Genomic DNA, 572 nt, shown 5'->3' with positions numbered 1-572 from the left:
ATGGAAAACGGTAAAAACGTCCACCGTGAAGGGCATGATTTAACGTTTTCCGCCCCTAAAAGCGTGTCGGTACTCGGTATTGTACTGGGTGATAAACGGATGATAGAGGCTCACAATCGTGCCGTTGAGGTTGCACTCCATGAAGTGGAAGGTCTTGCCTCAACACGGATAATGATTGGTGGAAAAACCTCGCTGGAAATGACGAAAAACCTTGTCGTCGCCGCATTTAACCATGATACATCTCGTGAGCATGACCCTCAATTGCACACGCATACGCTAGTCATGAACATGACCGAGCACAATGGCGAATGGTGCACGTTATCCAGTGATACACGAAGCAAAATGGGTTTCAGTGAAGCACTGTATGATTTACGGATCGCGTTGGGTGAAATCTATCAAAATACGCTGCGTAAAGAAATTGAAGGGATGGGATTTAAAACCCATGACGCAGGGCGTAATAGCTTGTGGGAAATTGATGGTATTCCTGTGACGCCTTTCTCCCAACGTCGCCAGCAAATCCTTGATGCCGTCGGGCATGAAGCCTCATTGAAATCCCGTGATGTGGCCGCCCT

The 572-nt window shown here is 47.9% G+C and carries 1 protein-coding gene; it reads left to right on the top strand.

What is annotated here, in order from left to right; genetic code table 11:
- A partial coding sequence (gene mobF, locus AC4IFO_RS23025; RefSeq protein ID WP_490737857.1) for a MobF family relaxase occupies positions 1-572 on the top strand: 572 nt, incomplete at both ends.

Source organism: Providencia sp. UF-224, assembly GCF_058245955.1.
This window is presented reverse-complemented; position numbering and strand designations above follow the sequence as displayed.